Here is a 6,183-nt window from a genome sequence, read left to right as displayed (position 1 = left end):
GGCAACAGCGGCATCAGCCCGCCGTGCATCGCAGCCGAGCGGAGTTGCAGGCGGCGGTCGCTACCGACGCTGCTATCGCGGCGACCATCGCCGAGGCCCGCCGGGACCACGCCGTCGCCCGCGCGCGGACGAAGAGCGTTCTCGACGAAGCCCTGGTCGACACCGTGGTCCCGGACAATCCGATCGCGCAGCGCGAAGCGATCCGCCGACGGGTCGCGCGGTTGCGCGCCCAACAGGCCCATGTGCTGGCCGCCCGCCGAAAAGCCCGGCGGCATCGCTCACGATGGCGACCGTTGAGCTACCGCACGTTGCACCACGGCGCCGGCCTTCGCGGGCTGCCGCTGCCGCCGCCGAACAGCCGCGCGGGCATCGCGGTGCGGGCGGCGTTGTCGCGGCTGGGCCGGCCCTACGTCTGGGGCGCAACCGGACCGGACCAGTTCGACTGCTCCGGGCTGACCCAATGGTCTTATGCGCGGGCCGGAATTCACTTGGACCGCACCACATATCAGCAGATCTACGACGGAGTGCCGGTGCCGCGCTCGCAGGTTCGGCCGGGCGATCTGGTCTTCCCGACGGCCGGTCACGTGCAACTCGCGATCGGCAACAACCTCGTCGTCGAGGCGCCCGAGCCTGGCGCGAACGTGCGGATCAGCCCGCTCGGCAGCGGGGTGCAGATCCGGCGGCCAGTGGGATAGCGACGATGGCTGACGAACCGGGATCGGGAATGTCCACGCAGGTCGGCGCCGCAATAGACGCCATCGGGCAGCGGCATCCGGCGCTGTCGGCGTGGCATGCGGCGGCCGTCGAGGCTGACCGGGCACTCGCCGACGCGCTTTCCACCGCGCATTCGGTGACGGTGGACAGCGTCCGGCGCCTGGATGCCATCGCGGCCGAGATCGACGGTGCGGTGCGGAATCAGGCCGCGCTCGCCCTCGATACGGCGATGGGTGCGCGTGAATTCCAGAAGTTCTTGATCGCCAAGCAGCAGGAAATCTCGGCGGTGGTGTCGCGCGCCCGCGACGTCGGCGACCGGACCAGGGCCGCCCTGGAGACGTTGCGTGAAAACTACACATCGCCGGCCGGTTAGCCGCACCGCGCCGCGACGGCTGTCCACACACCTGAATTGTCGGCACCACCGCCCCTGGCTACTGTCGCGACCATGTTGAGCCAGCAGAGCAATGTCATCGCCTGAGGACCGGCCCGCCGCCGGCCATCAGGAAGGCGATGCGGCCGACGCCATCAGGCATGCAGAAGTCGCTCTGGCGCAGCAGAATTCGACGACGGCTCAAATCGACCTGCAAGTCGTTGCCGCAGTGCTGAATGCGCACCGGAAGGTGGCCGAGGGTAGCGACGAACTGGACACGTTGCAGCGCGACATCGAGCACGCGGTGGCGGCTCGATCCGATCTGGACACCCCGGCCGGGGCGCGCGACTTTCAGCGTTATCTGATCGGCAAGTTGCGCGACATCCAAGCAGTGGTGTCGGGTGCAACGCTGGACGACACCTCGAACTCGGCGCTGATGGCCGCCTGCACGTCGCTGTATCACGCGGCCGATCCCGACCGGGCCGACCAGCCCGCCGCGGTCGGCGGACCCGTAAATACGCCAGTAGCTCCGGTCGGCCAAACGCAGCCCGCAGCAGCGGCATCCGAGCTGGACCCGTATGCAGACGTGCTGCCGGAGGACGATCTCGGCATCACGCAGCCCGCGGCGGCAGCGTCGCCGCCACCGGCGGCGATACCTGGCATCCCGTCCTTCGGTGGGGGAGGGGGCCTGCCGGGCGGCGGCGGGTTCGGCATGCCGACCGGATTGCCGCTGACGAATTCAATGCCGGCCGCCTCTGAGGAACTCGACGACGCCCCGTCGGCCACCGACGACGCCAAGGACGCGACGGAACGCGACGAGGACGATCACCAGCGAGCGGACCACGACCACAGCGACCTCGCCGCCGGCCCGACGACGGTGACGTTGCCCAACGGCGACACCCTCACCGCCGCGAGCCCGCAGTTGGCCGCCGCGATTGAAGCCGCCGCGGGCGGGACTCCCATCGCGGAGGCGTTCCGGCTGCAGGGCATCACCATCCCGCCAGCGGGCACCGCGGTCGCGGACCCAGTCGACCCTTCGCAGCTTGCACCCGGCGACATCGGGATGTTCACCGACCGGCATGCGCTGGCGCTCGGCGAACGCAAGGTGCTGGTGAACGGCCAGATCCAGCACATCTCCACCGTGACTGGCCCCGACTTCCTAGGCTGGGAGCACCCTCCGGCGCCGATGGATGCGCCCGCCCCGGACGTATCCGACCCGCCGGCGCCCACCAGGCCGGCGGCCGCCGAGCGAATCGAGACAGCGTAGAACTGGTCCGGCTTGCGCCGGCACGTCAGTAAGGAGAACGCCGATGGCAGACCGAATCCACGTGGTGCCGGCCGACTTGCGGGAAGCCGCGGGCCACCACCAAGAGACATCGGAGTATCTGCGCACGATTCCGGCGTCCCACGAAGCCATCCAACAGAGTCTGGATTCGTTGGGGCCGATCTTCTGCGAGTTGAGAGAGGCCGGCCGGGGCCTGCTGCAGCAGCGACAACTCTGCTACGAGCAGCAAGCCGACAATCACGCCGAGATCGCCGACCGCCTGACACAATCGGCCATCATGTGGGAACAGCACGAGGTCGACGCCGCCCAGCGGTTTGACCGCATCACCGACGACGGTCGATGACCGAGGCCGATCCCGCGTTCGACACCGTGCATCCGAGCGGGCACATCCTGGTCCGGTCCTGCCGCGGCGGCTACCTGCACAGCGTCACCCTGGCCGAGGCGGCGATGAGCACCGATGCCGAGAGCCTGACCGAAGGCATCCTGCTGACCGCCGACGTCTCATACCTCAAGGCGGCGATGGAGGTTCGCGGTGAAATCGTCGCCGCCGGCTACACCCCGTCGGCGCAGGTTCCGACCGCCGAAGATCTCGACGACGCGATCGAAAGATTGATCGCACACGAGCTACCAGCTCGCGAAGCGGCGGTCGAATAGTCAGCGAATCCAGGTCCGCACGGCGTCGCGCTCCGGCGCGATATCGGTGGGTGGCTCAACCGGATTGGCGCCAAACAATTCTCGCGCCCGACTAAGCAACGCACGCACTTCATTCAACTGCTGCTGAAGCCCGGAATCTGCCACGGGCCCAGGCTACCCAGAGGCCGTTATTGGCACAATTCACTCACCTTTATCGGCCGGCAATTCGTGCAGAAGCAACGCCTACGATGCCGGTACGCTTGGCCGCGTGGCGATCTTCGGGCGGAATACGGCGCGTCAGCGCCTCCGAAGAGCTGCCCAGGAATCGCTGAAGATCCCCACGTTCAGATCGCCTGTGGACGCCACCCCGTGGATAACGGGTGGCCTCTGGCCTGCGGAGTTGTCAATGGTGACCGCCGAAACCGCACCACTTGTCAAACGCCTGAAGGCCGACTTGGCGCAGGTCGTCAATTCGGCAAACGACGAACTCAAGAACATTCGCTGCGCGGGATTGGTGGATTCGACGCGACAGGCAGAAGAGTCGCGCGTTATCAACGAAGCGCGTGCCTTCGCGGTACGTAGAGTCGAGTCGACTGTTCGTCATCTCCACACCATGAAATCGCAATTGCCGCCCCGACATCGGCCCGTCAATGGTAGCGACGAAATCCAGCTGCCAACTCGACCCAGGCCCGCTTCGACACGCGAGGATCTCGAGCGGACCGCCGTCATGCCTGTTGTGGACGTGCCCCTCCGCGGCGACGCCGCCGAATTCGTGCCGGCAGCACACGAAGCTGCGGCACCCGTTGTGGCCGCGGCGGGCCCCAGGCACGCGGCCGCTTCCGACGACACCGAGGTGCTCGAGGGCCTGGCAACGCTGATTCGTGAATTCACGCCGTTGGACGCGAAGCCGCCCGTCCTGGCGCCGACGGCAGGAGTAACGACGAGCCGGCATGCCGAGCTCACATGCCAGCCACCGGTTTCCGGGGCCGGTGAGTCGGAAAGCGAACGGCTGCAACGCTTGCTCAATTTCGTGGCCCGCCAGGAACCCGGCATGCGCTGGGCCGTCGGCAACCGCGACGACGGCACCACGTTGCTGGTCACCGACCTCGCCCACGGCTGGATCCCGCCCGGAATCACGCTGCCCGACGAGGTGCGGCTGTTGGAGCCAGGCCGGCGCACGGGCGCCGCGTCGGCGCTACTCGGGCGGACCGCATTGTCGGCCACGTATGCCCCCGGCGACCCGCTGGGCTGGGCAACCGACTACCGCGTCACCGAAACCTCGTCGACACCGCGCCAACTGCCCCCCGTCGGCGACCTGGGTTGGCTGCTCGGCCAGGCGACGCACTGGCGCGACGGGTTGCCGCGGATGGTGCACACGCTGGCCAGGGCGGGTGCCGCGGGCACGGGCATCGTCGCCGCCGAGATCGACCTTCTGCAGGTCTACGTCGATACTTCGCGATATCAACTGCTGGCGCAGTACCCGGACGTCGACGCCGGGCAACTACTGAACTGCCTGCTGTTGGCCGCCACCGAAGCACTGGCGACCAAGAACCCGGTCAGCGCGAATTACCATTTCGCCTGGTTCCAACTGCTCAGCTCTCCGCCGCCCAGCACTTGGAGAGCCGGCCCGTGACAGTGCGCTGCTCAGGGCGACAGCCGATGAATTGACGCTGTTCGGAAGGGTCGGAATACTGCAATGATGCCGGGGTCGGAACACCGCGCGCAGCTCAGCGACAAGGATCTCGTCGAGTCTGTTCTGCATGAACTCAATGAGGCCGCCGACAAATGGGAAGCGCTCGTGGGTGAGGCCGAGACCGTCACCTACAGCGTGGATCTCGGCGATATTCGCGCGTCCGCGAATGTCGACGGCCGGCTCGTCGAGCTCGTACTGCATCCGGCCGTAATGGCCGGCTACACCCACGGCGAACTGGCCGATCGGGTGAATCTCGCTGTGGCCGCCATCCGCGAAGAGGCTCACGCCGAGAACCAGGAGCGATACGGCGGCGCCCTCCAGTGAGGTTCAACTGCCTGCCAAGCAACACTTTTGAGCATCAGGGCGGGACGAATCAGCCGCCGAAGGGATACTGACGTGCCACTCAATCTCGCCAATCGTGACCAAAACTCGGGCCACCTGTTCTACAACCGCAGGCTCAAGGCCGCGATCACCCGCTTCTCGGTGCGAATGAAACACGATGACCGCAAACAGCAAGCGGCTGTGGCACTGTCGATGGTGTTCGTACTGATCGGCGTTGGTTGGATGGCGCTGCTACACGTCATGAAACCCGCAGGCCTGGTTGGGCAGTCCGCGATCATCGGCAACCGCGACACCGGAGCGGTTTACGCGAGAATCAACGACCGGCTCTATCCGGCGCTCAATCTGACCTCTGCGCGGCTGGCCGTCGGTAACGCCGCCGCCGTGGTCTGGGTGAAGGCGGCCGAAATCGCCAAGTATCCGACCGGCCCGCTGATCGGAATCCCGGGCGTGCCAGATGATCTCACCGTTACACCGGCATCGACGTCGGCGTGGTCGGTCTGCGATACCGCACCGATCCGGGGCACCGGGGCGCCGTTGGTTACGTCGATCGCCGGGGTGCTCGAGCAGGGCGGGCGGGCTACCCCGATGGCGCGCCCGGACGCGGTCCTGGTGACGCACATCGGCGCGACCTATGTGATCTGGGGCGGGCAACGTTCGGAAATCGACCCGGCCGACCGGTCGGTGACATTCAACCTGGGTTTGGATCCCGGGGTGACCTACCCGATCGAGATATCCAATGCGCTGTTCGACGCCTTACCGTCCACCGAACCCCTGGTGATACCGGCCATTCCGGATTCCGGCACGCCGTCGCCGTTGCTGCCCGGTTCGGCAGTGGGAAGCGTTCTGGAGACCCGCGACGCCAACGGCAACGTGACGGGTTTCTATGTCCTGTTACCGGAGGGCGTTCAGAAGATCACCAGCTTTGTCGCCGACTTGCTCCGAACCGCCAACTCGCAAGGATCGGTGACGCCGACATTGGTGTCGCCGGACAAGCTGGTTCATATCCCCGTCGTCGAACGGCTCAACGTCGACTTCTATCCGTCGGGCAAGCTGAATTTTGTTGACAAAAAGGCGAATCCGGTCACATGTGTGGCATGGCAGAAACAGTCCACCGATCCGCAAGCCTCGATCACCGTCTACAGCGGT

At 66.6% G+C, this 6,183-nt stretch carries 9 protein-coding genes; 8 read left to right on the top strand and 1 reads right to left on the bottom strand.

Features of this window, described 5'->3' with window-relative positions:
- The 5 genes from AC2VOG_RS14450 to AC2VOG_RS14430 all read left to right on the top strand — a co-directional run.
- The coding region (locus AC2VOG_RS14450) for a C40 family peptidase (RefSeq protein WP_486940576.1) at positions 1 to 695 on the top strand (695 nt) is incomplete at its 5' end.
- A 29-nt stretch (positions 696 to 724) separates the two neighbouring features.
- Positions 725 to 1,087: a DUF4226 domain-containing protein gene (locus AC2VOG_RS14445; protein WP_486940577.1), complete on the top strand. Its 363-nt coding sequence runs from the start codon at positions 725 to 727 to the stop codon at positions 1,085 to 1,087.
- A gap of 91 nt (positions 1,088 to 1,178) precedes the next feature.
- Positions 1,179 to 2,351, top strand: coding sequence for a DUF4226 domain-containing protein (locus AC2VOG_RS14440; RefSeq protein WP_486940575.1), 1,173 nt, complete (start codon positions 1,179 to 1,181; stop codon positions 2,349 to 2,351).
- A gap of 43 nt (positions 2,352 to 2,394) precedes the next feature.
- Positions 2,395 to 2,712 (top strand): ESX-1 secretion-associated protein, encoded by a 318-nt coding sequence (locus AC2VOG_RS14435; protein WP_486940574.1) that lies wholly within the window; start codon positions 2,395 to 2,397, stop codon positions 2,710 to 2,712.
- Positions 2,709 to 3,023, top strand: a complete 315-nt coding sequence (locus AC2VOG_RS14430; protein ID WP_486940573.1) for a DUF2694 family protein — start codon at positions 2,709 to 2,711, stop codon at positions 3,021 to 3,023. The genes AC2VOG_RS14435 and AC2VOG_RS14430 overlap by 4 nt, the downstream gene beginning before the upstream one ends.
- Here AC2VOG_RS14430 and AC2VOG_RS14425 read toward each other — a convergent pair whose 3' ends face one another.
- Entirely contained in the window at positions 3,024 to 3,167 is a 144-nt protein-coding gene (locus AC2VOG_RS14425; protein WP_486940572.1) for a hypothetical protein, read from the bottom strand.
- A gap of 571 nt (positions 3,168 to 3,738) precedes the next feature.
- Here AC2VOG_RS14425 and AC2VOG_RS14420 point away from each other — a divergent pair.
- From AC2VOG_RS14420 to eccB, 3 genes are all read left to right on the top strand, one after another.
- Complete coding sequence (locus AC2VOG_RS14420; protein WP_486940571.1) at positions 3,739 to 4,635, top strand: DUF5632 domain-containing protein; 897 nt, start codon at positions 3,739 to 3,741, stop codon at positions 4,633 to 4,635.
- A gap of 63 nt (positions 4,636 to 4,698) precedes the next feature.
- Complete coding sequence (locus tag AC2VOG_RS14415; RefSeq protein ID WP_486940570.1) at positions 4,699 to 5,019, top strand: DUF2710 family protein; 321 nt, start codon at positions 4,699 to 4,701, stop codon at positions 5,017 to 5,019.
- Positions 5,020 to 5,091: 72 nt separating this feature from the next.
- A partial coding sequence (gene eccB / locus AC2VOG_RS14410) for a type VII secretion protein EccB (RefSeq protein WP_486940569.1) occupies positions 5,092 to 6,183 on the top strand: 1,092 nt, incomplete at its 3' end.

This window comes from Mycobacterium sp. TH-M11, from assembly GCF_057473725.1.
Note: the sequence above shows the minus strand (reverse complement) of the source record. Positions and strands in the feature narration are given on the sequence as shown.